25 protein-coding genes are annotated in these 24,747 nt (G+C 40.7%); 17 read left to right on the forward strand and 8 right to left on the reverse strand.

The window, feature by feature from the left end:
* Positions 1-147: 147 nt before the first annotated feature.
* Genes DK188_RS18345 through DK188_RS18355 form a run of 3 tightly spaced genes read left to right on the forward strand, consistent with a single transcriptional unit; the run spans position 148 to position 1,151 of the window.
* Entirely contained in the window at positions 148-519 is a 372-nt protein-coding gene (locus DK188_RS18345; protein ID WP_157963278.1) for a hypothetical protein, read from the forward strand.
* Entirely contained in the window at positions 500-748 is a 249-nt protein-coding gene (locus tag DK188_RS21785) for a nucleotidyl transferase AbiEii/AbiGii toxin family protein (protein WP_111672312.1), read from the forward strand. Before DK188_RS18345 ends, DK188_RS21785 begins: the two co-directional genes overlap by 20 nt.
* Positions 720-1,151 carry a hypothetical protein gene (locus tag DK188_RS18355; RefSeq protein ID WP_111672313.1) on the forward strand — a complete coding sequence of 144 codons (432 nt, stop codon included), beginning with the start codon at positions 720-722 and terminating at the stop codon, positions 1,149-1,151. The genes DK188_RS21785 and DK188_RS18355 overlap by 29 nt, the downstream gene beginning before the upstream one ends.
* 76 nt (positions 1,152-1,227) lie before the next feature.
* Here DK188_RS18355 and DK188_RS21525 read toward each other — a convergent pair whose 3' ends face one another.
* The 6 genes from DK188_RS21525 to DK188_RS18380 form a co-directional block, all read right to left on the reverse strand.
* Positions 1,228-1,383, reverse strand: a complete 156-nt coding sequence (locus DK188_RS21525) for a hypothetical protein (RefSeq protein ID WP_157963279.1) — start codon at positions 1,381-1,383, stop codon at positions 1,228-1,230.
* A 227-nt stretch (positions 1,384-1,610) separates the two neighbouring features.
* On the reverse strand, positions 1,611-1,865 hold the full coding sequence (locus DK188_RS18360; protein ID WP_111672314.1) for a hypothetical protein: 255 nt from the start codon (positions 1,863-1,865) through the stop codon (positions 1,611-1,613).
* Positions 1,858-2,190 (reverse strand): hypothetical protein, encoded by a 333-nt coding sequence (locus DK188_RS18365; protein WP_111672315.1) that lies wholly within the window; start codon positions 2,188-2,190, stop codon positions 1,858-1,860. Before DK188_RS18365 ends, DK188_RS18360 begins: the two co-directional genes overlap by 8 nt.
* 3 nt (positions 2,191-2,193) lie before the next feature.
* Entirely contained in the window at positions 2,194-3,225 is a 1,032-nt protein-coding gene (locus DK188_RS18370; RefSeq protein WP_111672316.1) for a HEPN domain-containing protein, read from the reverse strand.
* Positions 3,222-3,572 carry a hypothetical protein gene (locus tag DK188_RS18375; protein WP_111672317.1) on the reverse strand — a complete coding sequence of 117 codons (351 nt, stop codon included), beginning with the start codon at positions 3,570-3,572 and terminating at the stop codon, positions 3,222-3,224. Before DK188_RS18375 ends, DK188_RS18370 begins: the two co-directional genes overlap by 4 nt.
* The gene (locus DK188_RS18380; RefSeq protein ID WP_111672318.1) at positions 3,562-4,785 is read right to left on the reverse strand and encodes a hypothetical protein; all 1,224 of its coding nucleotides are present in this window, start codon (positions 4,783-4,785) and stop codon (positions 3,562-3,564) included. The genes DK188_RS18375 and DK188_RS18380 overlap by 11 nt, the downstream gene beginning before the upstream one ends.
* Positions 4,786-5,766: 981 nt before the next feature.
* On the opposite strand from DK188_RS18380, the gene DK188_RS18385 reads away from it, so the two are divergent.
* The 8 genes from DK188_RS18385 (at position 5,767) to DK188_RS18430 (ending at position 13,873) form a co-directional block, all read left to right on the forward strand.
* The gene (locus DK188_RS18385) at positions 5,767-6,417 is read left to right on the forward strand and encodes a DUF6266 family protein (protein WP_111672319.1); all 651 of its coding nucleotides are present in this window, start codon (positions 5,767-5,769) and stop codon (positions 6,415-6,417) included.
* Positions 6,418-7,016: 599 nt separating this feature from the next.
* Positions 7,017-7,349 (forward strand): hypothetical protein, encoded by a 333-nt coding sequence (locus DK188_RS18390; protein ID WP_111672320.1) that lies wholly within the window; start codon positions 7,017-7,019, stop codon positions 7,347-7,349.
* Positions 7,350-7,410: 61 nt separating this feature from the next.
* On the forward strand, positions 7,411-8,166 hold the full coding sequence (locus tag DK188_RS18395) for a DUF4262 domain-containing protein (protein ID WP_111672321.1): 756 nt from the start codon (positions 7,411-7,413) through the stop codon (positions 8,164-8,166).
* A 226-nt stretch (positions 8,167-8,392) separates the two neighbouring features.
* Positions 8,393-9,100: a hypothetical protein gene (locus DK188_RS18400; protein ID WP_157963280.1), complete on the forward strand. Its 708-nt coding sequence runs from the start codon at positions 8,393-8,395 to the stop codon at positions 9,098-9,100.
* Positions 9,101-9,853: 753 nt separating this feature from the next.
* Complete coding sequence (locus DK188_RS21530; protein WP_157963281.1) at positions 9,854-10,156, forward strand: hypothetical protein; 303 nt, start codon at positions 9,854-9,856, stop codon at positions 10,154-10,156.
* 83 nt (positions 10,157-10,239) lie between these two features.
* Complete coding sequence (locus DK188_RS18415; protein WP_111672325.1) at positions 10,240-10,938, forward strand: nuclease-related domain-containing protein; 699 nt, start codon at positions 10,240-10,242, stop codon at positions 10,936-10,938.
* 132 nt (positions 10,939-11,070) lie between these two features.
* Entirely contained in the window at positions 11,071-11,658 is a 588-nt protein-coding gene (locus DK188_RS18420) for a hypothetical protein (RefSeq protein ID WP_111672326.1), read from the forward strand.
* Between the two features lie 928 nt (positions 11,659-12,586).
* A complete protein-coding gene (locus tag DK188_RS18430) occupies positions 12,587-13,873 on the forward strand; it encodes an OprO/OprP family phosphate-selective porin (protein ID WP_111672328.1) in 1,287 nt (428 codons plus the stop codon).
* A 474-nt stretch (positions 13,874-14,347) separates the two neighbouring features.
* On the opposite strand, the gene greB is transcribed toward DK188_RS18430, so the two are convergent.
* Complete coding sequence (gene greB, locus DK188_RS18435) at positions 14,348-14,821, reverse strand: transcription elongation factor GreB (RefSeq protein ID WP_111672329.1); 474 nt, start codon at positions 14,819-14,821, stop codon at positions 14,348-14,350.
* Between the two features lie 187 nt (positions 14,822-15,008).
* On the reverse strand, positions 15,009-15,620 hold the full coding sequence (locus DK188_RS18440) for an START domain-containing protein (protein ID WP_111672330.1): 612 nt from the start codon (positions 15,618-15,620) through the stop codon (positions 15,009-15,011).
* A gap of 298 nt (positions 15,621-15,918) precedes the next feature.
* On the opposite strand from DK188_RS18440, the gene DK188_RS18445 reads away from it, so the two are divergent.
* The 6 genes from DK188_RS18445 to DK188_RS18470 all read left to right on the forward strand — a co-directional run bounded on the left by DK188_RS18445 (position 15,919) and on the right by DK188_RS18470 (position 24,745).
* Complete coding sequence (locus DK188_RS18445; protein ID WP_111672331.1) at positions 15,919-16,659, forward strand: DUF3667 domain-containing protein; 741 nt, start codon at positions 15,919-15,921, stop codon at positions 16,657-16,659.
* Positions 16,660-17,606: 947 nt separating this feature from the next.
* Positions 17,607-19,949, forward strand: coding sequence for a PAS domain-containing sensor histidine kinase (locus tag DK188_RS18450; protein WP_111672332.1), 2,343 nt, complete (start codon positions 17,607-17,609; stop codon positions 19,947-19,949).
* A complete protein-coding gene (locus tag DK188_RS18455) occupies positions 19,939-20,340 on the forward strand; it encodes a response regulator (protein WP_111672333.1) in 402 nt (133 codons plus the stop codon). The genes DK188_RS18450 and DK188_RS18455 overlap by 11 nt, the downstream gene beginning before the upstream one ends.
* A 93-nt stretch (positions 20,341-20,433) precedes the next feature.
* Entirely contained in the window at positions 20,434-21,885 is a 1,452-nt protein-coding gene (locus tag DK188_RS18460; RefSeq protein ID WP_111672334.1) for a PhoPQ-activated pathogenicity-related family protein, read from the forward strand.
* A gap of 67 nt (positions 21,886-21,952) precedes the next feature.
* Positions 21,953-23,146, forward strand: a complete 1,194-nt coding sequence (locus DK188_RS18465; protein WP_111672335.1) for a glucuronyl esterase domain-containing protein — start codon at positions 21,953-21,955, stop codon at positions 23,144-23,146.
* A 597-nt stretch (positions 23,147-23,743) separates the two neighbouring features.
* A complete protein-coding gene (locus tag DK188_RS18470) occupies positions 23,744-24,745 on the forward strand; it encodes a sialidase family protein (RefSeq protein ID WP_111672336.1) in 1,002 nt (333 codons plus the stop codon).
* The last annotated feature ends 2 nt before the right edge of the window (positions 24,746-24,747 follow it).

A 24,747-nucleotide genomic window follows, 5' to 3' on the forward strand; every position in this document is an offset into this window, starting at 1 on the left:
GACGGCTATGGCCTGCAAAGGCAGGCCCGAAGGGTGTCGAACTATCTTTAACCAAAAATACTCCATTCTTGGTACCCCCCTTCTGATCTATTCCTGTTTAAAATGTCTAAAATCCCTGAAACTATTTTTATTTGTAAATCCTTATATTTGAACCGAATAAGAAAGATGGACTATTCTTCTGAACATATCGAAAAATCAAGAATTGCACTGGGTCGTGTCATTGCTCCACTGGCGTTTTGGTCATTTTCTAATCCGGATTCGGTAAAGAAAATACCTGATGACCTATTGATTGAAGCAGTTTTAATCCATGGAAACGATGCATTAAGAAGGAGACTTTTTAGTCTGTACAAACCAAGCCATATCAAAAATGTCTGGGAAAGCAGATTGATCATCCAGGGCCCCAGACTTGATTTTCTGAACAGAATGCTTGCAAAAGATTTTTTCAGTATCGCCCAACCCGAAAAGTATATTGAAAAATCATACCAAAGGGACAATCTCTATGCAAGGTTTAGCACCTAATACCCTAAATGTCTTCGACAAAGTCTCAAATCTCGAATCTATAAAAGGATTTGTTTTGGTTGGGGGTACAGGAATTGCCCTTCAAATTAATCATCGACTGAGCGAAGATCTGGACTTTTGCAGATGGGTGCCCACTACTAGTGCAACCCATGCCATTTCAGTAAAAGAGATCGAAGCTGAGCTGAAGAATAATTTTGAAAATGTCACTTACCAATCATCTCAGTTTTGATCAGGTTGATTTCAGAATCGAAGGAGTCAAACTAACATTTTTTAATGAGGTGGGATTGGTTTGTCCTCCATTTACTCCCATAATCTATTCTTGTAATATCCTCGGGATCCCGCTATCACTTCATGGAAGCATGAAGGTCAAAACCTTATTTGAAAGAATAACCTATCGGGATTATTATGACCTTTTCGTGCTTTTGTCTGAAAAGCATATGAATTTGGATGAATTGATCAGCGCTGCCGTTCAATACCAGCCAAGACTGAAAAAAACCATGATTATCAAGAGACTTTTGGTCTGGAATGAAATGAATAAAGATTCCGGCTTTCCTCAACTTTCACCCCGTTATACTGTTAGCCCTGAGGAAATGGGGCAATTTTTTCTGGAAGAAATCAATCAGCTCGGATAAGCTGGGAATTTAAATCCTGATGAAAAAAAATCCCGATAAGCGGTAAAGTGATAGAGTCCCATCTTTAAAATTTATGCTATACGGGTTTAGCAAATCGGATATCGTTTTTCTTGAGGTACTCTTCGACCGTTCTGTTCTCTACCGCCTTACGCAATTCTCCCTTTTGGCTTACCAAAGCCTTGACGGCTTCGGCAGCTTTGGAATCTTTCTTTATGGTAATCTTGATAATCATGAGTCAAATTAATCTAAAGGCACAGTAATATTGTGATTTTAAAAGCATCATTCTATTTCGCAATTCATTTTGGGCTTTGCAAGTTTTCCGGATCTACCGAGCTTCCCCCCAGTTCCTTCAATTTGAGATAACTTTCCTTAGCCAGAGGACGCAGATTTTCCCGGTCGTAGGTCATTTCATGTGTTTATAATTTGATTTTCATTGGCCACATGGAATGCCCTGATTAATCATTTCCCTGTGTGAGAAGCCATTTTCATGGGCATTTCAAGCTCCTTACATTTCTCTATTTGATCCCAATACAAACTAAAAAACGGATCGATCGATTCTTCCCCTCTCATCCCCATCAACTCCGCAATAATGTAGGAAATCTCCAAATCGTGATACCCTTCCTCTGTAAAACCGATCGATTCCAATCCATAGATCAGCTGCATGTGCCGAAGGTCCTGCATGATCAGTTCCTCAATAAGCAATTCCCTATTCATATGTTCCCTCCTTTAATTCCTTAGCAAGCACCACCAAAGCTTGATAGCATTCCTTGGCCAGCGGGCGAAGCTCCTCCCCCAAATGCGTGATGGAATAATCACTTGCCTTGTGCATATAGCTCAGGTAGCAGTTTGTAAAACCATCCACTCCATCACATTTTTCTACGTCAAATATTCTGAGCAGCAGATCATAGAGTCCCAGGTAATGATTTTCTGTGCTTAAATCCAAAGCCTCTAATCCATCTGTCAACTGAGAATGCTTCATATCAGCGATTATCAGTTCTTCAATCAGTTCTTCAACAGAGATGTTCAGTTCAGTTTTCATGGGTTATGAGTTAAGTGGAATGAAATAGTATTCAAAATGCCTATCACACAGCCTCCGAACCTCAGCTACCCGTTTTGAAAGAGTTCTAGATACCGCCTCTTCCACCGGGAATTCTGTTTTGTACCGAACTTTGCAATAGGCATCCTCCAAAGTTTGCAGAAGATTGATCTCCTTCTCTGTATCCTGAGGAAACACAGAAGCCAGCTCTGGGATAAACTGGTAGCATTCTCTAAGCAGGACTCGGGTTTCATGGCTTTTGAGTTCGCGCTTCTCCCATGCAAGTTTGAGTCCCCTCAGCCGGAGTTCCAGTGCCTGATGGAGGAAAAACAGGGATACGTCCCATTGCTGATTTTCCTGCTCATCGAGGGCATGCTTCCAGAACTGATCTGCTCGTTCCCAGTTCTTTTCAAGGCTGGACCGGAGTTGGAGCATTCGTTCCTGAAGTCGTTCGGACGGGATTTCTTTCAGGTCCTTGACTCCTGATTTTCTGTAGATCAGCTGAAGCTGCCTGAAATGATAATGAAAAAACAGATTGCCCTTACCCAAATCCCGAATAAGTACATTTCGGTTGACCGCATGAATCGCGATCTCCTGCTTGCCAAGAGCCAGGAAGCTAAACAGGCCTTGTGTATTATGGTAGGCATCCAATTCCTGATGCCGGAGTACCACATACACTTCTCTCCGGTGAGTAATATCAGCATGGCTAAGATTGGGCAAATCAAAAAGGAAGATCATCTCAGGATCAACCAGGATCTTCAAAGCCTCGATCATTTGAAGGAAATAGCTTTCTGAAGTATTGACCAATTCCGGAATAGGTTCGGATTCCGCTGCGGGTTCGGGCTCAGGGGCATATACCAACTCCAATAGCTGCTTCAGGTCTTCGTAGAAGGCAAGCATTTCTTTCAATTGGACAGGATTCTGGGCCATTTGTGGATCGGCAATCCAGGCTTTGAGCAGATTCCAGAGTAAGAGTTTACACTTCTCCTTGTTTTGGGAATCCGAAAACAGATCTGGGAAGGGATGAAGAGTTTTCATTTTTCCATCCGATTAAATCCTCCCGTTTCTCCATATTTCAAAGATGGATTTGCCTCCAGTTCCTTAATTCTGTTGATTAATCCCTTGTAGCATTTTAGAGCCAATGGTTTCAAAAACTCACCGTAGTATGAGAAAGGCTGGAATTTAACTTCTTTCATATACTCCATGTAAGTATCCCCAAGATCAAAATAATCGATCTCATCACTCTTACCCCATGCCTTTATAATCAATTGAAGGATTTCAAAACGGCAAAATTCCATTTCTCTTGCAGCCCTGATTTTCAAAGAAATCTGAAAGAATCTCAGGTCCTGAATGATCAATTCAACTATCAGTTCTTCAGTGTTCATTTGTTTGTGATTTTGGGTTTGCAGTAAGATTTTCGGCTTTTTTATCGGGATCCAACCTCAATAGGATCAAATGGCATGCTTCCACCATTTTGATAAGTTCATTGACTTTACTCTGGGTCTTGATTGAAAAATGGTGCTCCATTGAACTGAAGTGATCCATGCATTCTAACAAACATTGATCGAGGAAGCTGCACCATTCCGTTTTACTTGATTCTTTGAAAAATGACTCCAAAAAAAACAGAGGACTATGTATTTCCTCTTCATTTAGGTAAATCGGAAATTGCTTAGGCAAATCAGGATGATAAGCTCCGATCTTGTTGGCAACATCTTGATTCACTACATGAAAAAGTTGGACCTCCAAAAACACATCAGCTTGATCATCTGAATAATAATTGGTCAATACTTCGGAGTGGGTCACGAGCTGTTTGAGATACTCTACATTTCGAATAAAATCACTCGGATTTTTCCCAAACCAAACCGGGTTTTTGTCATAATAACCTGATCGAATCGTCTCCAAAAGTTCTCTGAAGAATTTAATATCGAAATAACTAAACAGAAATTTGATATGAGAAAAACTAGCAGTCCATATCTTATCCCAATTTTTCCCTTCCCATTTTTCCAAAGATTCTGGGGAATATTTGAAATACCTTACAAAAAGCAGATGACACAATTCGACTAATTGATAAAGTGTAATAAACTCAGTTCTGTCATATAATTCCGGAACAAAGCTTAGAGCAGTTTGATCATCTATGTTCAATTCAGACAAGCTGATACTAGACCATTGGCGTATTAAATGAATCCAATTTTCAAAACAGTTGGTCTCATAGATAAAGTAAAGTTCGAGCACTGGATTCACCAGAGCTTTTGATCTCAAAAAAATAGGAAGCGCTGTATAATTATATTTAGAGTCTTCAACTCCAACAGCAGGAGGCACTAAATTCTTAACCTTTACCTTCTTGATTTTATAAAAATCCACATGGTAATCGGAAATCTTCCTAGCAGCCGCCAGCATCCGCTCCAGTTCACGCATAATGCGATCATGGTCTTTGCTATTTTGTCCCATCCAGGTTTCCTTTGTGCGGTGCAAGCCATTTTCGAGTTTGCGTAATTCCGCACGCCAACCTGGCAGATCCATTACCTCTGTAAAGAGCCGAGTGATTTCCCCCAAGGGATTATTGTAAGCTTCAGCGCTTAAAATTTCATAAGGACTCATAGGATAATATTTTGGTGAAACCTAGCAGGCCACCGCCCACCTGGTTCTCCAAAATTTGCAAGTCCATGACTGCTAAGCTATTCCAAAGAGGAATAGCTTATTCTTGAAATGGCATATTTTATTCCTGTGCTTCGGTGTAGTTTAACACCAGCCTTGGCGTAGTTTACCCTCCTTGCAAGCTGACCTCTCGCTAAAAAGCTTCATCGAAGCATCTTTGACGCTCGATCTTGCCTGTGTATCCAAATGAATTTGCAATTCGAACCTACCAAATGGCTAAAGCCATTATTTACCCAACCGATTCGACCCATAGCCCACCGTTTAAACGGTGGGCTATGTTAGTTCATAGTCAATTGCTCTAACCAATTCAATGGATTTTGTAGACCCCAGTCCAAACCACAAATCGCCTACCCCGAGCAGAGGATATTGAAACATTCGATCCATATACCCTTCCTCCCTGATGCACAAAGAAGCCTTTTCTGATTGGCGATTCTATCTTCCCGTCTAGGCGTAAATCCATGAAAAAACGGCATACTTGGAAAGATCAACCAAGTAACTGAAAGAATCCTCCCGCATTTTTCCGATCACTTGGAATCACCGTTGAGAGGCATACCCCATTGCCGGCAAATGCCTAAAAAAGGTTTTAATTTCTACAGGTTTATTTAGGGTATGTTTAGCCTTTATATATGATATAAATAGTTTTATTATAGCCTATTGACCTAAATCAACCCTATTTGATTATAATGTAAACACTAACAAATATATTGCCGGCAATTTTGATTTCTCTTGCTTTTCTATTAGGTTAATACACTGAATTTCAGCCTACAATCCTGCCGGGGATATTTAGCACGATATGCGGAAATATTGAGAGCGAACACTCGGGTTTTCCGTGGTTTAATCGTCTTGGGACTTTTCGCGGAATGTTCCAAAATGGGTTTCTGGTACAGGCGGGTAGGCATATTGTAAACCTGTAAACAAAAAGTCATGGCAACTTTACCCAACTCTAACATCATCTTTCCCAAGGGGAAAATCGGAACATTGGTCTTCTACACGCTCAACGGCAAAACGGTAGTACGCAGCAAACCCGGTTCAAACCACAAAAACAAAAACAATCCAAGTCCGCTTCAACTTATCCAGCGGGAAAAACTCAAAACCATCAACGCTTTCCTCAAACCCATCAAACAGGCGCTGGATTTTGGCTTTCAGGAATTCCTGACACAAAGCAAAAAGGGAATGCACTGCGCCTATTCCGAGATCAATACAAAAGGATATAATCATACCCGGGAGTCTAAAATCGATCCGGCATTCCTACGGGTCAGTAAGGGAAATCTGCTTGGGCCTGAGAACCCCCAAGTGACAAAAAATGGGAATACGCTTGAAATCACTTGGTCGGATAATTCATCAGAAGGAAAAGCACAGCGAAGTGATGAAACCTTTATCCTGTGCTATTGCCCGGAGGAGGAAAAATACATCTGGCCTAAGAATAAATTCCGCAGGAATGGCGGGTTGGCGGTGATCGATTTGGATTCCGAGGAATCCGAGAAATCCTGGCATGTCTATCTTGCTTTCAGTCAGATGAATTTCAAAAAGAAGAGCTATACGCTTTCTGATTCGGTGTATTTGGGGAGAGTGTGATTTATTATTGAACTCTATCAAATTTACAGGTCAATACCCTAGCTCGATATAAGTTGGCTTTGGACTGAGCGCAGTTTACCCTCCCTACAAGCGTGCCCCCATCTGGGTGTAGGTTGACGCTGGCCTAGGCGTAGTTTGCAAAACGCCTTTATATCCAAACGAATTTGTAATCCAGCTTGTAGAATCTGAATTTTAGTTGAGCATTACTTTAAATATTTCATGTATATCCGCAATTGCACCAGCACTAAAGTGAAAGCAGAATAAGATTTATGAAGTCGAAATTTTTACAAAATCTCAAATAGCCTTCTTAATTAGCTCCGAAGGAGCCAAACCATTCATGACCCTGTACGGAGTGCAGGGTAGTTATTGATAATTTCCTTCCTTTGAGCCCTGAAAGGGTGAAACTTCAACGTGTCACCCTTTCAGGGCTCCTTTTCTAATATCTTGACTTTGCCCCCGGCTACACCGGGGGTTCCGCCTCGGCGGACAGGTATGAATTGTTACGATCCTTCGGATCTTAGGCTACCAAACATTGACCTTTATATCTCCTAATTAAATTTGCCTAGTGGCATCTTTGCGGATAATCATAAAATATTTTAATGAAATCGATAGTAATCATAACGAAGCTATTCAATGTACTTACGGTTGGAATTTCTCAAGCTTGTATATTGTTTGTGACAGGATTGTTTTTCTTGGGTAGCCAAGAGAACTTTAATGATCTACTTGAAAAATTGCCAGAAGCTTTTTTTAATCGGTTCTTTGCAGGTGTCATTATTGGAATTTTCGGTTGTATTATCTTAGCTGTAGGAAATTTACTTTTGAATAGGTTTAAACCTCCACACGAAAAAGTAAGAATTTTGAGAATTGTGATTTTTACATTTTTGTTGAGTATCGTGACTTCTGTAGCAGGAACTAGTTTTTTCTTCCATTAGTCTCCTTCCATCCTCAATTCCAAAACATGCCTTTTGCATTTCAACCTCTAATTTTTCTGCCATGACAAACGACCACAGCCAGCACGATTTAGAATCCAAACAAGCTATTCTCGAGAACATTGAGAGATATGGTTGCCATTTGGCTTTACTGGAAGCTGACAGTTATTTACCGGCATTCGTTTATTCCATAGGACTGTTTAAAAAATTTGGTCATCCTGAACTTATTTGCTTTGGCCTCAAGACCGATGTGATGGCATCTATCTTAAACATCGCTTGCGATCTTATCAAAAGTGGTGAGACTCTTACCACAAACCGACTTTATTCAGAGTTTTTAGAAGGGTATCAAATTCAATTTATTCCAGTTGACAAAGATTTCTACCCAAACTATGTTGGTTATGGAGGCTGGTTTTATGGAAATACTTTTGACTTTCCATTATTGCAACTAGTATGGCCAGATAAGCAACAGCGATTTCCTTGGGATCAAGACTTTAATTCTAATTGGAAATTCAGCCAGCCCCTACTTGACCGCAACACGGACTTTAAGTTTTATGAAGAACGAAATTTAGGCGTTTATACTACGAGTCAGGTCCTTGCAGGCGACCCAATTTTGTATGTTTATCATAACCAAAATGGAGATTGGCAATTTCACAGCGTTTTGGATCCAAGTATTGAAGATGCGAAGCTTGTATGCTTAGAAGAAATCACCAAGCTTGACTCGACTATTAATGAATTGTATCATTTGCAGTTTGGCTGGTGGGGATGGCGAGACAGTATAGAAGAGGAATGGAAATACGAAAAACGGGAAGAGGAAGAATAACCTAGTCTCCCTGATTTTTTTCAAACCAAATTAAACGATAACTCCTCCTCGAGAAAATGGCAAATCTCATTGTACAAAAATTTACAATGATCAATCGAATCAATTCCCCGATAGCCCCTGCCCGAGCGGAGTTTGATGTTGGCTTAGCGGAGTTTGAAACTCCTCCTGAGCGTAGTATACTTTTCTTACCCTGACCGCGTAAAAAAAATAAAAACTATAAAATCGAATGAGATATATCAACATAATTCTTCTCTTCTTATTGAGTTGTTCTAATAAAAATTCGGGAGAAATGGAATTCACTTCATACAAGCATTTTCTTTATTTCAAGAGTGATAGCATTCAAACGGAATATAGTAGAATATATAAAAGGCAGAGAATTTCACATCTCGACTCTATCTGGAAAACAGAAAACATTTTAGACTCAATCTATTTCTATGAATCATATCCAATTAACAAGTCGTACTTTAAGAGTACCGACACATTAGATTTTCAAATTGGAGATCATAAAGAAAAAATTGTAGTTGAAAATCAAAACAAATACCACTACGAATTAAATGAAACAAACAACACAATTAGCTTCAAAAATATAACATATCCAATACCAATTTTAGGAGAAGAAATTCCACCTCCACCAGATTCTATTGAGATATTCAATAATTTTGATTATCGAGTATATAACATTGATTCAAAAGAATATAAGATTTACAGTTTTGGTTACTTGGGAATGTGTGACGATTGTGATCATGTTGTTTATTTTTCAAAAGAGTTTGGTGAAATCGCGTCTTATTCAATTGATTGGGGTCATTTAGAAATAATCGATTCCATTCCAAACAAAAACAGTCTTTGGACTTTAAGAAAAATCATAGAAGAATTGAAAAGTGATGATCAATTTTTCCCTATCCCTAAAACCTTTAAAAACTTAGATACAAATTAAATCCAACTATCTTACCTAGGCGTAGTTTGCAAAACTCCTTTATATCAAAATGAATTTGTTATTCTCTAGAAAATGAGTTTTGTTTCAGCATATCAAACCTATGAAAAAACTGATTTTTAATCCTGTTGGTCTTTTTTGTACATGGGTAATGGTTTGCGTGTTTTTCTGGTTATTCATTCCAATACTGAGTGATGGTTTTCATCCTAGCTCCCAAACACAGTTTGTGTTGAGAACATATCTCCTCATTTCATTGGTGTGTGGGTTGTTCTTGATCAGTCTATTGAATATGTTTTTGTTTAAAGATTGGGTCAGGAGGTTTTGGTTTGTCAATGGATTTTTGACTTTAGTCACTGGAGGAACTATCATTTATTTTTTTTGAAGATTTTCACAATTTGACAACCCTGGCCTGAGCGTAGTTTGCAAAACGCTCGACTATCCAAACTAATTTGTAATTCGATAGATGAACTCGAATCCAAATTAAATCAATTCAGTATATTCAGCTATGAATCTATTCCATTGTAAAACCTTCAATTTCAATGCATGTTCCTGACCGGATTAATTAAGCTTTTAATCGGTTTGGCTGGATTGACCAGCACCTTTATTCTACTTTTCCTAAGTGCTTTCAAGCGGACGAGAAGCGGCAAACTCAGACTAGCTGGGATAGTGTTTTTTTCTACAGTAGGTCTGATTTTAATAATAACAGTGATTGAATTTCAAGTTTACCCCAAGAATCCCAAAGCAGATCAGCTAATTATGTCAGCATACAGAGAAGCTCCTATTGGTGGGATTTGGCTGGCAATTTATACCGATCAAACTTGGGAAATTGGCAATTCTTCTCGGGAAATAACTGCAAATGGGACATACGAAATTAAATCAGACACCTTAATTTTGACAGCCGCACAAGGCACTTCGATAATTGGAGAAATCGACCAAACATCATTTATAATCCAATCTGAAAGTTTAATTGAAATCAATAATTCCGGCATTTTGTCTCTCGAAATTATTTTAAATAACATGAAGGAAACGGCCCCACTTGACACAGCTGAAAGTTTATAACCGCATTTTTCTATCCTAGGGAATTTGAAATTCCATTTTTATTTTGAGCAAAGTTTTTAGATCTCATCTTCCGTCTCCTCTCAATGGATTGGCTAATCATTGTTTTTGGAATTTTGCTTGGATGGTTCACATTCAAGATTTACTTCTATTGGAGCGATAGAAAGCTTCTTTACAGCGTCACCCAACCAAATAGAGGCAACTCCTCCGAGAGGAAATTGGTCCTGAATATTTTAAAAATGGGCTTTCCAGCGCATTCAATTTACCATGATTTATATCTGAGTAAAGGAAATGGTTATTATTCTCAGATTGATGTAGTCCTAGCCACCACTGTTGGCTTGATTGTATTTGAAGTCAAAAATTACAAAGGCTGGCTATTTGGGACAGGGTTACAGCAAAAATGGACTCAGGTTTTAGCGTATGGAAAACAGAAATACCAGTTTTATAATCCCATTCTTCAGAATAAAAACCACATTTTGGAGTTAAGAAAACAATCCGTTCAATTTCAAAACCTTCCGATTTTTTCTGTTGTGGTATTTTTTGGTGAATGTGTTTTTAAGGACATTAGCTACATCCCAAAAAACACCTATCTCATCAAAGCATATCGGTTGAAAGAAGCGATTGAAAACATTATCAAAGAAAACCCGCCTATTGAATACAGAGACGAAGAGGCGTTAATGAGATTCTTAAAAAGTGCTGTGAAAAATGGAGAATTTATTTCCATCCAACACCAACATGAAGAGAACATAAAGGAACAAATTGGAAACCATCGAATCTTGGATTGATTAGCCCCCCCGACTGAGTGTAGTTTGACGCTGGCCTAGGCGTAGTTTGCAATACGCCTTTATATCCAAACGAATTTGTAATTCGATAAAATAGTAAATTTTCTTTTAAAAGAATTCAATTTTAATTGAACGATGAAATTAAAAACCAAGAAAATAATTTTCGACTTAATTGCTATAATTTCATGTTCAGTGGTGATTGGATGGATAATTACCGACTTTTTTGGTGGAATGATACTTTGGTTTTTTTCTTATGGTCTTATTTTATTGCCCTTCCTTCTCCTTTACGTTATTTCTTTTTTTGACACCGTAATTTCATTAGTCTGGAATGGGAGAAAGACAAGTAAACCTAAGCTGCTTGCACACTCAGCTGTAATCCTTTTTGTGATTTGGTTTAATCTTTATCATTCGGAGATATTCAAGTCTAAAAAAGTGATGACAGCAACTTTAATTGATGACCTATCTTCCAATATGTTGATGTTTAGAGAAAATGGAGTGATTGAAAATCATGAAAGTGGGGTGTTTGGCTATTCCGAAATCACTAAATGGAACTATGTAATAAAAGGTGACTTGATTATTTTTAGTAAAGAATTAGAGGACAGCAATTTTATTCCAGACACCCTTTTACTTGATAAAAATCAGAATGCAATATTTTTTAAAAGGGATTCAAAGGGGAATTTTATCACAACTAAAGAATGGTTAAATCATTTCGAAATTCGATGACCATAAGCTGTGTCTGGGTGATTCCCCTTCCTTAGCGTTGTTCTTTTTTGTCTAGATCAGAAACCAAAAGAGCTCTGGCTTTTATCTATTTCCCCACCATCCTCATCAACATTTCCACTTTCTCTTTCTCAGATTCGAGTAGCCTTTCCATCAAAGCAACTTAATCTTCAAAAAGCTGAACTACTTTATCTAGTGGATTGAAGTTGGGGTTTTGATTGTAAATAAATCCTGTAGCACTATCGTTGGTTGTGAAGGTGTTGGAAATGATATTTACAGCGATTTCCTCCTCAAAATTCTTAATCGCCTCCCATGAGCGTAGTTTACTTGTTTCCCCCGCCTGGGCGTAGTTTGACGTTGGACTAGCTCCCCTCTAGGCGTAGTCTACTCTTTTCTCGTTTAGTGACCAAATGAGCGCTGACCTAGGCGTAGTTTGTAAAACGCCTGTAAATCAAAACGAATTTGTAATTCGCAAGAAAACGATCATCCAAGAAATATTTTGCCAATTAGAAATTGGTAAGAATATTAGGGTGTTTTGCAAACTACACCCAGCGGCCCGAGGAACTTCAAAGCAATTGCAAGTATCGGTTTTTGCATTTTGAAGAGGTGAAACTTCCCTGAGCGTAGTTTACTTGTTTCCCCACTGAGTGTAGTTTGACGCTGGACTAAGCATCGTTTTCATAACGCCTTTCTATCCTACCGAATTTGCAATTCCCTTGAGGAGGTAGAGTGGATAAAGTCCCGCCAATTAGAAATTGGTTGGCACAGTAGGGAGTTTGCTAAAATTCACCCAGCTTTTTGGCTTTTGAAAAAGGTATTTTGGAGAACTTTTTTACTTTGGACCGGGTGAAAAATTATCCACCAAACCGCTCAGCGAAGCACTCAGTTTTTCAATCCGTTTTGTGTATTATTGAGGCAAAATAAGGTGCCTATGCGAGTTTTTATGCTGCTTTCCCTTCTGGGATTTTTATTTCTGACTCCTGGCTATGGTCAGGACTTTTTGAATCTGAATGATACCACTTTGGTGGAAAGAAATCAGGCCCCTACAGCAGCTGATCCGGTGATGGCCAAAAAGTGGAATCAGATCAATACCAAATTCTTCAACCTGAATTTTGGACTCGCATTTCTCTTAGATCACAATGTGGCGAGTCAGAATACCAATAGCATCTCTCAGGTAGGTGAAATAGGGCCAAGTACCGAATTCAGAGGTCAGCGATTTATGGTCTCTGGCAATCTCCTGTTTTTTAAACATCCCTGGCGATACATGGTCAGTGCCAATTACAATGGTATGGATGCCCCGCAGGATGGCAAATCATTCAGCTTTATTGACTGGAATTTTGAAATTCCCTTTGGGAAAAAAGGAGGTTGGATCACCATAGGAAAACAGAAAGAGGGTGTAGGACATGAATATGTGGCACCGGGTACACAGCTGTTCTTTACCGAACGGGGCACGGCAGTTCCGGCATTTGTCCGACAGCGAAACATCGGAATCCGATACTCCAACAGTATTCTGCAGCAGCGGGCCACTTATACTGTCGGCCTTTTCAACAATTACTGGGAAACGGGAAAATCCTTCCGTGAAAATGGCTCTCAGATGGTCCTGCGAGTCACCGGCTTGCCTGCTTACACCTCCGATTCAGAGCTTCTCCATGTGGGCATAGGATGGCGTTACACCGGTGCCACTGAAGGTAAATTGAGCTATAAGGCAAAGCCTGAAGTCAATACTGCACCAAGTTTCCTTAATACCGAATCCCTACTGGCTACCTCGGCGAATACCCTGATGCTGGAGACGATCAAAGTAAGTGGACCTTTCAGCTTCGTAGCGGAGTATATGGCCAATTTCATCAACGGAAGTGACAGCAGAAATCAAACGCTTAACTATTGGCAAGTCGGCGGAAGCTGGTTTATCACCGGCGAAAGCCGAAAATACAACCGCAATAATGGAAATCTGGGGAAGCTGATCCCCAATAGGAATTTCACTTTACTGAAAAAAGGCGGAGGTCCGGGAGCTTTTGAAGTGGGTGCTCGGTACACGCACTCTGACTTCAGTCTTCCGACCATAGACGGGGGACAGCATGGACGCTTGACGGCGGCCTTAAGCTGGTACCCCAATGCGCATTTCCGCTATGTGGTCTCCTATGGCAGCAGTAAATTGGATAAAGAATCTATCAGAGGCAACACGAATTTCTGGCAATTTCGGGCGCAATTTGAGTTGTAATGTAGCCTCTGCCCGGTTTGACTACACTCCAAAATTGAAATAACCCTGCTTCCGGTACCAATCCCGGCTAGCCACTTCCCAATCAATCCCCGCGAGGTCCTTTGGACTGGGGGAATCCTTCCTTGCTTCCAACAAGAAAGTACAGGTTGAAAAGTCGGATATCAACCAAGTCAACAGCTTTTGACTGGAGGATTGCAAGCACCTTGTGATTTAAACTTATTCTGGCAATCGATTTTAATTCAAAAAAGAAACTGCTCGTTGGGCAAAAAACAATATAATTTTTCACAGAAACAGGTTATCGAATTATCTGTTTATGGTTTCACTTTTTGAAAATTGAGGATTTGGTCTTTTTTCTAGCTTATCATTTATCGAAAATGGGTAACCTATTATCCAGAAGCCTAGATCCCATCAGTACCCAAATCTGTGATTGCCTAAGTGGAATTTAAAATCTACCCCAGAGCAGCCTTTCCCCCTTTACTTCACATACGTTATACTCACCACCTTCCAAAGCACCTGCATGGTAGGCGTCTGGACGAGGGCCTCATCGCCTACCTGCTTTTTCAGAAGCGCCTGAGCCATCGGAGAATCGATCGAGATGTAGTCTCTGCGTTCAAAAATCTCCTCGCCTCCCACGATTCGGAATCGGATCTTCATTCCTTTGGTATTCTGAATCTCAACCCAAGCTCCAAACATCACTTTCCCCTCCTGAAATGGTGAATAGGGAATCACCTTCAGGTCATCGACGCATTTCCGCAAGTAATGAACCCGCTTGTCTATTTCCCGGAGGCGTTTTTTGTTGTAATGATAGTCGGCATTTTCTGAGCGGTCACCCAAACTTGCCGCCCAAGCAACTTTCTGCGTGGTCTCAGGACGCTCCACACGCCAAAGGTGGTCCAGTTCGGCCTTAAGCTTTTCCAACCCCTCAGGAGTAATCCACATGGTTTTCATTTCGGCAATTCAGTTTTTGAGCAATTAAGATTAAGGATTCGATATTCGAGATTCGATATTCGATATTCAAGATTGAAAGATTAGAAAATTGAAAGATTGCAAGATTGCACATTTCCTAAATGAAGTTTTCTTAGATGATTTAATGCCTTAGTGGCCTAATAAAATTCCAGGCTAGAAAATCCACTCTTCACTTTTCCCTTTCCAAATACTCCCGAAGATTTTTAAAGGTTTGGTAAGGGCCTTCCGCCAAGGAGAGATTCATCAGCCAAGCCGGGATGGATCCTCCTGGATCGATTAAAATGCTGTGCTTGATTTTCAGTGTATTCTGATCTACTGCTGTGATGTACCAATGCGCTTCGCTCAAAGGAATTCGGACAAATCCCTCCCGTGGCGGAATGAAATCTGGCCTACCCAGAGCAGAGAAGTAATATTCTCCCTGCTTTGGGCCAGGTGATAGCTTCACATGCAGAATCAAATCCCGGTTGGAAACAGGCCAAGGAGTTTCCAGTTCGGCGCGATAGACAAACTCATCCTTTGAGATCCGCTTCAGCAGTTCTGTTTTGTTGATCTTATATTGCCATAGGGGGAAGTCATCCAGATCAAGTAAGGCTTTGGAAAGCTCTTCCATAGTGGCAGAAACCGTAAAGGTGGATTGAATGGAGTTGATCTTGGAGTCCTCCATCTTACAGGTGTAGACAGCGATTCCCTCTGCGGATTTTCTGAGCTGACAATCCTGCTCCTGAATCATTAGGATGATGGTAAAAAAGTGAACTACGGCAAACAAATAGGCTATTCCCAAGGCTAGTTTTTTTGTGTGATTCCAAATTAGGGAGAAAAAGACAAGTTTATAAAAAAAGCTCCTTCGTCCTTCCGCGATTCGATTTCTTTAACCATGATACATCTCCCACTTCAGTGTTTGGGGACTTCCAAAGCTTTGTACAGGGAACTTTTTCCACGATTTTCAAAAAACAGATGTTCAGGTAGATCCAAATTATTGAGAATAATTTCCAACATGATCAGCATATTTTTTCATAATATACCCCTGAAAAGGAAACTCTTAGCCACTGGTTTGCCTGAGACTTTAATTCAAAAGTAAAATGAACTGTAAAAATTGTGGGGATGCACTGGGAGGAAAATTCTGCAGCGCCTGTGGGCAGAGTGCGCAGGTAAGCAGAATCAACTTTCCAAACTTTATCCACGAGGTCACAGAAGGGGTGTTTCAGGTCAATCGTGGTTTCTTTTTCACCCTGAGGGAATTATTCCTCAGGCCTGGCAATACCCTCAACGAATTTCTTGAGGGAAAACGAAAAAACCACTTCAAGCCCGTAGCTTACGTTCTGACCTGGTCCACGCTGTATTTTCTGATCGCGCAGATCACCAACCAAACCACCTGGATGGATGATGTCATCACCGGCTGGATGAATGGCGCAACCGAACACAGTAAATCCGAACAACTTCCCAAATCAATCATTTGGTTATCAAAAAATTACGCATACGCCACATTATTCCTTTTACCGGTTTTCTCTCTGTCGACTTACTTGGCATTTTGGAGATTTGGCAAAAACTACTTCGAGCATCTCGTCATCAATTGTTATATCACAGGCCAGCAGGCGATTATCTATTGTTTGTTTGCAATACTCTACGCTTTGGTGCATCACTTTACTATAGAAAGTATTTCCTTTTTCGCATCCATCACTTACTTTTTCTGGGTTTTTTGGCAGTTATTTTCCAATGGAAGTCGATTGAAAAATATCCTCCGATCACTTTTGACACATTTCCTTTACCTATTATTTGTTTCCTTACTCTTATTGATTCTCTTAGTAATCAGCCGACTATGAGAAGGATTTGGCATAAATAGTTTCATTTCAATTCCTGATCAAATTGGAAATAACCCGGTTCCAAATCAGCAGGAGATGGCTTTTTCACTAGGTAAGCTTTGTTTTTTTCTATTCAAAAATCCTTGGCATATCATGGTATTTAAAAAAATTCCAAGGTCTTAGGATGGCATAAGCATTTAAATAGTTCATGAAAATGCACTGAATTCTCTCTTGAAATTTTTCTGGGGAAGGAAAATACCTGATTGATTAGCTCTAAATGGATAATATGCTTTATGAATATCCGCTTTCTAGCCAGTAGTCAAATTTTCTATTGTTCACCTCGACTTCGCTCGGTGACCGTCCTATATAGTAAGGTTGGGCGGGGAGGAAAATGCGGCTTCGCCGAATTTTCCTCCCCGCATTTGATAAATCTGAACCCGGAGGCCGAGCGAAGTCGAGGCCATTTGATTCAATTGGCATAATTGCGGATAATCAGAATATGCTTATTTAAATGTGGCCAGAAAATCGAAACGCTTTTGAAAAACAGCTATTGTAATCGGGATTCTCATTGCGATGATCAACTTACTAAAGAAGCCGGTATTCAAGCGGCTACATTCGATTTATTTATGTAAAGAGCAATTCAAAAACCATTTTTTGTCGGAAACGAAATATTCAGCCCTTAAAAATCATGATTTAAATCATTAAAGTAGGGACTTTATAATCCAAAAAACATATAGAAATTAGGGTTTATTTACGTAAAAAATGCACTTTTATGTAACTTTTACAAGATTAATTGCTTTTTGAATTGAAAATTTATAATTACAGAATATTTAATTAAACTTTTTTACTATTCATTTTACTAATTCCAGTAAAATATAATTATTCGAATACTAAAAAATTATTACCTTTTTAATACCGATTAGGAATTCAAACCCAAATTTCTCTAACGAGCAAATGGTAATAGACCCATGAAAAGCCTGACAAAACTTCCGCAGGTCCGTCTGAAAACGCTGGAGAGCATTTCGACGCTGATCACAGAGACTTTGGATGCATCCATTCTGCTTCTATATGCTTTGCACGATTCTGAAAGAAAGCTTTTATTCCAATCAGGTTTGGAACCTACCGAAATCCCTTCTTCAGAAAAATTAAAAACTCACGCCTCACTTTTTTCCAAAAACATTACAATTATTGAAGATCTCAGGAAGATTGACAAAGAGGCGAATCATTTCACCTCTTTACTTAATCAGGGGATCCTATGCTGTTGTAAGATTGATTTGGTCAATGACAAAAAACAGCATTTGGGAGAACTTTATCTTATGGATTACACCTCCCACAAAATCAGCTTTGCCAATCTTCAGCTGTTGGAATCTATCCGTGATCTTACCACTCAAATTCTAGAGCGCGACTTTATAGATCGGCAGATCATACAGGAAAAAGAAGATTCACGCAGCATCAATCGGATCGTATTGGAGGCCACTCAACTAGCCGGAGCAGGCGGACTGTGCCTTAATCTCGACACAAAAACATTGTTCTGGTACAAAAGCAATAATGCTATTCTGGAATTGCCCATGGATTTTCAACTCAGTTATTCGGATCTTTTGGGAGAAAGCCAGTCATTTGACAAAAGCCGTTACCCTCAATTGGCCGAATTTGCCGAGCAAGTCCGTCGAGGACTAGAAAACCTCAGATCCAATGATTCAGAAGGAACATTTATGCTTCAGCTTGATAAAAAGCGGCATTTTCACTTTTCGCTTCATAAATCAAAAGAGATCATTTATCTCGTTTTCAAAGACAATACCTCGCTGATCGAAGTAGGTAAGGAACTGATCCAAGTGCAGTCTCTTCTAAAGGCTGAAGAGTCACAGCTACTGACAGCAGGCTGGACTCTCAATCTTAAAGACCGAGAAATGTCCTGGTCGGAAAATGTTAAAGTATTTCTTGAATTAAGTGAGGGGACTTTGCCGAGCTGGGATGTGTTTGTGCGAAAACTCAACATGTGCGATTCCTGTGACCCAGAACATATTGTCGAGGCTTGCCTCAGTACCAAAGGAAAATTTGAAAAAGATGCCGTTATCTTACTTGAATCCGGAAAAAAGAGACACATCCGGATTCAATGTATTGTTTCACAATCGCTGACTGGAGACATACTCTTATTGGGAAACCTCTGGGACAACACGGAGGCAAAACAAACTGAATCGCAAGTCGAAAAACTCCTTGCTCATATTTGGTGGAAAGAAAATTACTTGGACGGCTTCTTGTTTAATGAAACGTTCTTTTTGGTAATTGCTCGTACAGACGGTTCTCAGATTTATATAAATCAGCACTATAAAGATTTCTTTTTTAAACCTGGAGAGCAATCCGAAGAAAGCCATGATCCAATAAACGACATCCTGGAAGAAGACCGCATACATTTACATGCGGGAATCCAAAAAGCCGTGAATAATCCGGGATCAAATGTTAGGGTATACTTTCGAAAAGTAACCTGGGATAAAAAGATCATCTATACCCAGTGGGATTTAAAGGCACTCATGGATGAAAATAATAATCCATTGGAAGTTTTGGCCATGGGAATCGACATCTCGGAAATTCAATCTAAAAAAGAGGAATTAAAAGAACTTATAGATCTGGTGTCCAAACAGAATACCCAACTTATCGAATACAACTCCATCCTTTCGCATAATATCCGAAACCACGTGGCAAACCTAAAGGGACTAGCCAATCTGATAGATCTGGCACATGACCCCAAAGATATTGTGCACTACTTTGGACTCATCAAAGAGGCCATTTCTATACTTGACCAACGAATTCAAGCGATCAATTACCTCAGTAAGCAAAAAGAAAAGAATAAAATTAAAGAGGAATTCATTGCATTGAATAAAATTATCAGCAATTCGAAAGCGTTTTTTGAAGATGAAATTGAACTGATTGGGGCCGATTTCTTTACCATCGGGGAGCCAGAACTTTTAGATCAAGTCTTCAGTCCCGTGTTGGAACGGATTCTCATTCAACTTCTCTCAAATTGCATAAAGTTCCGTTCACCTAAACGGACACTAACCATACAGATCAAAGTAGTCCAAAAAGGAGAAAAGCTTGTAGTGGCAGTTCAAGACAATGGTATCGGAATGGATGTGAAAAAAAACAAAGTAAATTCCACTGATTCGTTTGAGTTAAAAAAACTTGAGCCAAATTCAAAGGGTCTCGGTATTTACCTCGCAAAACATCTTACTGAGGCACTTGAGGGTACAATTAATTTTGTGAGCCGGATAGATTTTGGCACCAAAGTAATCCTTACATTTAGTCATGTCCGATAAAATCCTTCTGTTGGTAGACGATGATAAGATATCCCTTCTGATCACAAAGAAGGTGATTCAGACATTTTCGCCCGAAACAGCATTCGCTGAGATTATCATCAAAGACCAACCTAAGGAAGCCTTGGAACTCGTCAAGGAGTCTCTTGCCAAAGATCTTGATCTAATTATCCTTTTGGATATCAATATGCCCTTGATCTCAGGTTGGGACTTTTTGGACAGACTCAGCCAATTGGACCCCAAGGAGCGATATCCCGTCATCCTACTGACTTCTTCGGTGAGTGAACTTGACCGTGAGCGTGCCTTTGACTACAATCGAGTGCTCGATTTCTTCTCTAAACCAATGGATCAATCCTTGATTAATCGACTTTTTTCGCTGCTACAGGATCGATAGAGAATGGCACATCCCTATTTGGCTATTTAGCCTATTGGTGATAATCCGCATTTTTTATAGCTTTTAGGTATCTAACACTAAACCCCAAAAGCTATGAAGCCAAGTAAATCCTACCTCTATTGGAGTTGGGGAATTCTGATTTTCTGTGTTTTCACATTTTTCTCCTGTCAAAAAGCAGCTGAGGAGGTAACTCAAGTTGAGTCTCCCTCAACTACCCTCCTCAAGGACTACGTGCATGCATCTGACTCCACGTTCCGCTACGAAATTGTGCATTCTGTTCCCGGCGAAACAGTGGATTTTCATGTTTTGAAGATGTATTCTCAACATTGGCTGAGTCCGGAAATTGTCGACCAGACAGCATGGTGGCATTGGGTATCGATAGTCATTCCGAAAAATACACCACATGAAACAGGCATGCTCTGGATCGGAGGCGGTAGTACCAACTCCAAAATGCCCGAAAAACCAGATCCTTTAATTCTGGCGGCTTCTACCCAGACTAATTCGATCGTGGCTCAGATTCACAATGTGCCTTTTCAACCGATCACCTTTGCAAACGACACTTTTGGGGAGCGCTATGAGGACGAGATCATTTCCTATGGCTGGAGAAAATTTCTGGAAGGCGGTGCCAAAGATGAAGATGCGATTTGGCTGGCCCGACTCCCGATGACCAAAGCTGCCAAGCTCGCAATGGATGCCATGACTGCCGTCGTCAAAGACAAATACAATAAAAACCTTAACAGTTTTGTGGTGGGTGGCGCATCCAAGCGAGGCTGGACTACCTGGACTACCGCAGCAGTGGATGACCGTGTAGTAGCGATTGTGCCTGTAGTGATTGATCTGTTGAATCTGGCCCCCTCCTTTGAGCATCATTGGCGCAACTACGGCTATTGGGCCCCCGCGGTGGGTGATTACGTGCGAGAGGGAGTGATGGATTGGGTGGGCACTCCGGAGTTTGACCGAATGATGGAGATCACCGAGCCCTATTCTTTTCTGCCTGAATATGACATGCCCAAACTGCTAATCAACGCCGCCGGGGATGAGTTTTTCCAACCTGACAGCTGGAAGTTTTACTGGGATGCCCTTCCTGGGGAAAAGCACGTGATGTACGTCCCCAACTCAGGGCACGATGTGGGTGATTCCGATGCTCTTCCCAATTTAATCTCATTTTATGGATCAATTCTTAACAAAACACCTAGGCCAACTTATGAATGGAAAATCGAAGGCGATAAGATCCTTGTAAAAACAGATTCCAAAAACCGACCCCTCTCAGTCAAACTTTGGTCCGCAAGCAATCCGCTGGAGCGGAACTTCATGATTGATGTATTCGGACCAAATTGGGTTTCTGAAGAAATCAGCCTTCCCCAAAACGGAGAACTTACGGTGGAGATGAAAACCCCAGAACAAGGCTTCAGAGCCTATTTTGTGGAGTTAACTTATGCAGGGCCAAGCCCGCTTAAAGTGACCAGTGGCATCGAAGTACTACCTCGAGCGTATCCTTTTGAGCCCTTTGTGTCAAAGAAATCTTCGACCGCTTCTTCGAATTAATCTTTTCGGAAAAAGTAAGTGGTGAAAACCACTCACCACTTACCTTTCACCTTTTACGATACAAATCATGAAGAAGCTACACCTGATTGCCTCCGCTTTCCTCCTTCTTTCCCCACTTAAAAGCATGTCGCAAAACACTGCCAACTACGATGAAAACAAAGTTCCGGATTTGATTCTTTCGGATCCTTTTGTAAGTGAAAAAGGAAAGCTGATTCAGACTGTATCGGAATGGGAAAAATTTCGGAGACCTGAGATTTTTAGGCTTTTTCAGGATGAAGTCTATGGCCAAATCCCGAAAGATTTTGACAAGATTTCATTCGAAGTAATAAGCGAAACAGCAAATCCCTACCCTGAAATCGCGGATTTGGAAGAAGTGAATATCACGGTTGAAAGAAACGGAAAAAGCCATACGATGCGGATTAACTTTTTTCTGCCAAAAACAGGGAAAGGGCCATTTCCTGTGATTCTTCTAATTAATTACTTGCCAAAATACCCAGATGGAAAATTGGCCGATGAGGCTTTTTGGCCTGTTCCTGAATTGATCAAAAAGGGTTTTGCCACGGCTTCTTTTCATGCCGAAACCGTCGCTCCTGATCTTGCTGATAGTTTTCAAAATGGCATGATTTCCACCCTTTACCCCGAGCAGATTGGCCAAGCAAACGGGCTAAAAGCATTGGGAGCTTGGGGTTGGGGAGCGATGCGGGCAATGGATTACTTTCAGCAGCATCCTAAAGTAGACTCCAAAAAATCCATTCTCGTCGGCCATTCCCGAACGGGAAAAGCGGCGCTATGGGCTTCTGCCAACGATCCTCGATGGGCTTTCACCTACGCCAATGAATCGGGTTGTGGAGGAGCAGCACTGTCCAAGCGGAAATATGGAGAAACCGTCGGCGCAATTAATCGTCGATTTCCACATTGGTTTGCTGACAACTTTCAGAAATACAATGAAAAGGAGGAACAACTGCCACTTGATCAGCACCTGCTACCGGGTTTGATTGCCCCGAGAGCAGTCTATTATTCCAGTGCAAAAGGCGACCAATGGGCCGATCCCAAGGGAGAATACCTTGGAATACAATTGGGAAGTCGGGTTGCTTCGGAGATTTATGGGAAAAAGGCGGTGTTTGAACCAGAATTTGAAGCCCTGGAAGGACCAGTTCATTTGGAGTCTGTGGGATACCACATCCGGGAGGGAAAGCATGACTTGACTTGGAAGGATTGGGAGTTGTTTTTGGAGTTTTGGGATTTCAATTGGAAACGGTAAAATTTGACTTTACTGATAGGCAAGATCTTCACCATTATGTCAAAATGGCCTCGGCTTCGCTCGGCCACCAAGTGAAGTCGAGGTGAACTATTGATTATTTAAAAACTGAAAAATTTGACATGATTCTAACTGATATCAAAACTGAGTCAGAATCCGAAATCCTTTTGGATTAGATTGATTCTCAATTTGACAAAAAGCTAGACCCAGGTTCTGCTTAGGGGAAAAAACTGGAGGAAGCTTTGGCGATGGTTAAAGAATATGAGGATAAAAATTTCTTGATTCCAAATCCCTCACTAAACCGAAAGAGCAGATCTTATCAAGCTGGCTTGAAAAAAATTTCAGTTTGGTCTAAGGAAAGCATCAAAGAAATTGAGAATGCGATGGCAATTTTCAAATCAAAAAAACTTTAAAGTAAAATCGAGTTTAAACTCCTTCGTCTTTGATCCTTGTCTTCTTAAAGATTTCTCAATTACAAAATGAATCCACTTTTGGAGGAAAGTGAAAAGCCAGACAGGTCACTGCCGGACAGTTTCGAGGAAAAGTCCGGCTTTTTTGTTAGGTTAAAACTTCCGTTTTGCACCTCAACTCAAATAACCTATGCTTCAGTTTATCTCTTTTTTGAGCCTTTTGGGCTTGTTTTCTTTTTCCAATCCTGAAAATCGAGACATCAAAATCCTTTCTTCCGGCTTTATCTACGAAACGGCCCCATTCCCTTCCTGCCATGCCTCCACACTTTTGGAAACAGAGGATGGCGTGATGGCAGCCTGGTTTGGAGGCACCTATGAGCGGCATCCAGACGTAGCTATCTACACTTCGCATCGGAAAAATGGAACATGGTCTACCCCCGAATGGGCTGCAGATGGAATAGAAAATGAGGTATTTAGAAACCCAACCTGGAATCCGGTCCTTCACCGCAAAAATGACGGGGCGATCGTCCTTTTCTACAAAGAAGGTCCAAACCCAAGAGAATGGTGGGGACACTACAAAATTTCAAGCGATGAAGGAAAAACATGGTCTGAAGAAATCCAACTGCCTCCGGGATTTTTGGGTCCGGTAAGAAATAAATCTGTCGAACTCCCAAACGGTCAATTGTTGCATCCCAGTAGCTTTGAGATCAATCATGTCTGGACTTCACATATTGAACTATCCGATCCCGATCTCAAAAACTGGGAAAAAGTAGAACTGCAAGGCCCTTTCAATGCCATCCAACCTACCGTCCTTTTTCACCCAAACAATAAAATCCAGGTCCTTTGCCGCACCCAAGAAGGGGTAGTGGCCACAGCTTGGTCTAGCGATAACGGAAAAACCTGGACTACCCTTGAGGCGACAAACATGGACAATAACAACTCCGGAATAGATGCTGTCACTCTTTCAGATGGATCCCATCTCTTGGTTGCCAATCCTTTGAAGAAAGGACGAAACAAGCTCTCGCTTTTTAGCTCTACCGACGGCATCAATTGGACTGAAGTGCTGGTATTGGAGGATGAGAAAGAAGGGGAATTCAGCTATCCTGCCATCATTCAAGCGACTGACGGCACAGTTCATATCAGTTACACTTACAATCGAAAAAAGATCAAGTACGTACACCTGAGCCTTTGATT

Origin of the sequence: Algoriphagus litoralis (assembly GCF_003259255.1) — a bacterium.
In the GTDB taxonomy this organism is placed as follows: domain Bacteria; phylum Bacteroidota; class Bacteroidia; order Cytophagales; family Cyclobacteriaceae; genus Algoriphagus; species Algoriphagus litoralis.

Excerpts from the sequence above, each read along its gene's own strand:
- DK188_RS18365 (WP_111672315.1), bottom strand. The coding sequence starts at position 2,190 with ATGAAAACTGAACTGAACATCTCTGTTGAAGAACTGATTGAAGAACTG.
- DK188_RS18360 (WP_111672314.1), bottom strand. The coding sequence starts at position 1,865 with ATGAATAGGGAATTGCTTATTGAGGAACTGATCATGCAGGACCTTCGG.
- DK188_RS18385 (WP_111672319.1), top strand. The coding sequence starts at position 5,767 with ATGGCAACTTTACCCAACTCTAACATCATCTTTCCCAAGGGGAAAATC.
- DK188_RS21530 (WP_157963281.1), top strand. The coding sequence starts at position 9,854 with ATGTCAGCATACAGAGAAGCTCCTATTGGTGGGATTTGGCTGGCAATT.
- DK188_RS21785 (WP_111672312.1), top strand. The coding sequence starts at position 500 with ATGCAAGGTTTAGCACCTAATACCCTAAATGTCTTCGACAAAGTCTCA.
- DK188_RS18430 (WP_111672328.1), top strand. The coding sequence starts at position 12,587 with ATGCGAGTTTTTATGCTGCTTTCCCTTCTGGGATTTTTATTTCTGACT.
- DK188_RS18370 (WP_111672316.1), bottom strand. The coding sequence starts at position 3,225 with ATGAAAACTCTTCATCCCTTCCCAGATCTGTTTTCGGATTCCCAAAAC.
- DK188_RS18375 (WP_111672317.1), bottom strand. The coding sequence starts at position 3,572 with ATGAACACTGAAGAACTGATAGTTGAATTGATCATTCAGGACCTGAGA.
- DK188_RS18355 (WP_111672313.1), top strand. The coding sequence starts at position 720 with ATGTCACTTACCAATCATCTCAGTTTTGATCAGGTTGATTTCAGAATC.
- DK188_RS18465 (WP_111672335.1), top strand. The coding sequence starts at position 21,953 with ATGAAGAAGCTACACCTGATTGCCTCCGCTTTCCTCCTTCTTTCCCCA.
- DK188_RS18470 (WP_111672336.1), top strand. The coding sequence starts at position 23,744 with ATGCTTCAGTTTATCTCTTTTTTGAGCCTTTTGGGCTTGTTTTCTTTT.
- DK188_RS18400 (WP_157963280.1), top strand. The coding sequence starts at position 8,393 with ATGAGATATATCAACATAATTCTTCTCTTCTTATTGAGTTGTTCTAAT.
- DK188_RS18445 (WP_111672331.1), top strand. The coding sequence starts at position 15,919 with ATGAACTGTAAAAATTGTGGGGATGCACTGGGAGGAAAATTCTGCAGC.
- DK188_RS18460 (WP_111672334.1), top strand. The coding sequence starts at position 20,434 with ATGAAGCCAAGTAAATCCTACCTCTATTGGAGTTGGGGAATTCTGATT.
- DK188_RS18420 (WP_111672326.1), top strand. The coding sequence starts at position 11,071 with ATGAAATTAAAAACCAAGAAAATAATTTTCGACTTAATTGCTATAATT.
- DK188_RS18395 (WP_111672321.1), top strand. The coding sequence starts at position 7,411 with ATGACAAACGACCACAGCCAGCACGATTTAGAATCCAAACAAGCTATT.
- DK188_RS18390 (WP_111672320.1), top strand. The coding sequence starts at position 7,017 with ATGAAATCGATAGTAATCATAACGAAGCTATTCAATGTACTTACGGTT.
- DK188_RS18415 (WP_111672325.1), top strand. The coding sequence starts at position 10,240 with ATGGATTGGCTAATCATTGTTTTTGGAATTTTGCTTGGATGGTTCACA.
- DK188_RS18455 (WP_111672333.1), top strand. The coding sequence starts at position 19,939 with ATGTCCGATAAAATCCTTCTGTTGGTAGACGATGATAAGATATCCCTT.
- greB (WP_111672329.1), bottom strand. The coding sequence starts at position 14,821 with ATGAAAACCATGTGGATTACTCCTGAGGGGTTGGAAAAGCTTAAGGCC.
- DK188_RS18380 (WP_111672318.1), bottom strand. The coding sequence starts at position 4,785 with ATGAGTCCTTATGAAATTTTAAGCGCTGAAGCTTACAATAATCCCTTG.
- DK188_RS18450 (WP_111672332.1), top strand. The coding sequence starts at position 17,607 with ATGAAAAGCCTGACAAAACTTCCGCAGGTCCGTCTGAAAACGCTGGAG.
- DK188_RS21525 (WP_157963279.1), bottom strand. The coding sequence starts at position 1,383 with ATGATTATCAAGATTACCATAAAGAAAGATTCCAAAGCTGCCGAAGCC.